This window comes from Streptomyces sp. SPB074, from assembly GCF_000154905.1.
Classification (GTDB): domain Bacteria; phylum Actinomycetota; class Actinomycetes; order Streptomycetales; family Streptomycetaceae; genus Streptomyces.
In genome coordinates this window covers 995096-997232 of the sequence record NZ_GG770539.1, presented here as the reverse complement: position 1 = coordinate 997232, position 2137 = coordinate 995096, and the positions used below count along the sequence as shown (strand labels likewise).

The 2137-nt window shown below is 76.7% G+C and carries 2 protein-coding genes; one reads left to right on the top strand and one right to left on the bottom strand.

Translation table 11 applies throughout. The features are described from left to right. Positions 1-1252 (bottom strand): FAD-binding protein (locus tag SSBG_RS04055; RefSeq protein ID WP_037868893.1); only part of this gene is annotated, 1252 nt, incomplete at its 3' end. Between the two features lie 93 nt (positions 1253-1345). On the opposite strand from SSBG_RS04055, the gene SSBG_RS04050 reads away from it, so the two are divergent. After that, the gene (locus SSBG_RS04050; RefSeq protein ID WP_008744949.1) at positions 1346-2113 is read left to right on the top strand and encodes a LamB/YcsF family protein; all 768 of its coding nucleotides are present in this window, start codon (positions 1346-1348) and stop codon (positions 2111-2113) included. Positions 2114-2137: the final 24 nt, after the last annotated feature.

The following is a 2137-nucleotide window of genomic DNA, read 5'->3' as shown; positions in this document are numbered from 1 at the left end:
CGAGCTCCCGGGCCAGGTCCCCGAAGTCGTCCATCCGCTCCCAGCGCTCCCGCAGCCGCGCGGCGGGCACGGTGCTCACCTTCCCCCAGTGCGGTCGCGGGGCGAACGGCGCGAGCGCCTCCTCCAGGACCCCGCACGCCGCCCGCACGCCCGCCGCGTCCGGCACCCACGTGAAGTGCAGCGCGACCGTCTCGCGCCCGTACGCCGGACTCAGCCACAGGCCGTCCGCCGCGACCGTCCGCACCTCGCTGATCTGGAGCACCGGCGCGATCCGCTGCCGCACCCCCGCCACCGCGCGCAGCGCCGCCACGGCGTCCGCCCGGGCCACGAGGTACTCGGACTGGATCTCCGCCCCGTTGCTCGGCGTGAACTCGGGCCGGAAGTGCGGCAGCCGCTCGTGCCAGGGGCCGAGGGCGCCGAGCTGCGGCGTGCACGCCGTCGCGTCCATGCCCGGTACCGGGTGCACGGGCCCGGTCGCCGGCTCCGCCCAGGGGAAGACGGGCGCGCCGGGATCGGTCCGCTTGAGCCACACCTGCCCGAAGCGCGGCTCCTTCCAGTCCGTGAACAGGCTCACGCTGTGCGCCGCGCCCGTGATCGCGTCGAAGTGCGCCGCGCACGTGTCCAGATCCAGGCCCGTGAAGACGTCCTGCCGCACCGCGAAGGCCGGGACCGCGTCGAGCGTCAGCGCCGTCACGATGCCGAGCGCGCCCAGCGCGACGACCGCCCCGGCGAACCGCTCCCCGTCCGCCGCGCGGCTCAGCACCCGTACCTCCCCGTCCGCCGTGAGGAGTTCCAGGGACCGCACCTGCGTCGCCAGCGAGCCGACCGCGTCGCCCGAGCCGTGCGTGCCCGTGGCGACCGAACCGGCCACCGAGATGTGCGGCAGCGAGGCCATCGTCGGCAGCGCGAGCCCGTGCGCGTCCAGGACCCGCGCCAGTTCCGCGTACCGCACGCCCGCGCCGACCCGCACCGTACGGGCCGCCGTGTCCACCTCGACGAGCGGAGCGAGCGCGGCGAGCGAGACGAGCAGGTCGTCCGGGGCGTCCACGTCCGCGATCCGGTTGAAGGAGTGCCCGCTGCCGAGCACGCGCACGCGCCGTTCCCCCGCCCCCGCCACGAGCGCGGCGAGCGCCTCGGGCGAGGCGGGCCGGTGCAGCACGTGCGCGCGGAAGGTCTGGTTGCCCGCCCAGTTGCGGACCGGGCCGGGGACGGTGTCGCCCGGAGCGGGGGCGATAGGGGTCTCGCTGTTCATCACCGGATCATCTCACCGGGGGTGTGCGGCGCTCCGGGCGCTCTCGCGCGCGGTACCTTGCCGCCACACGTCCCCTCGCCGGAAGGGAGCCCCGTGCCCCCGGTTGCCATCGACCTCAACGCCGACCTCGCCGAGAGCTTCGGCCGCTGGGAACTCGGCGACGACGACGCCCTGCTGCCCCTCGTCACGAGCGCCAACGTCGCCTGCGGCTTCCACGCGGGCGACCCGCGCGTCATCCGCCGCGCCTGCGCGGGCGCCGCCCGGCACGGCGTCGCGATCGGCGCCCAGGTCTCCTACCGCGATCTGGCCGGATTCGGCCGCCGCTTCATCGACGTACCCCCCGCCGAACTGACCGACGACGTCCTCTACCAGCTCGCCGCCGTCGACGGCCTCGCCCGCGTCGAGGGCTCGGCGGTGCGCTACGTCAAACCGCACGGCGCGCTCTACAACGCGATCGTCCACCACGAGGAACAGGCGGCGGCGGTCGTCGCGGCGGTACGGGCCTGGGACCCCGCCCTGGCCGTGCTGGGCCTCCCCGGCTCCGCCTGGCTCCGGCTCGCCGCCGAGGCCGGACTGCGCACCGTCCCCGAAGCCTTCGCCGACCGCGCCTACACCCCCGCGGCGACCCTCGTCTCCCGCCGCCTGCCCGGCGCGGTCCTCCACGACGCCGAGGCGATCGCCGCGCGCGCCCTGCGCCTCGCGCGCGGCGAGGAGATCGACGCGGACGACGGCACCCCGCTGCGCCTGCGGCCCGCCTCGCTCTGCGTCCACGGCGACACCCCCGGCGCGGTCGCGATCGCGCGGGCGGTACGGGAACGGCTGCGCGCGGGGGGCGTGACGGTACGGGCCTTCACGGGGTGAGCGGCGGGGGCGGGGCGTGGACGG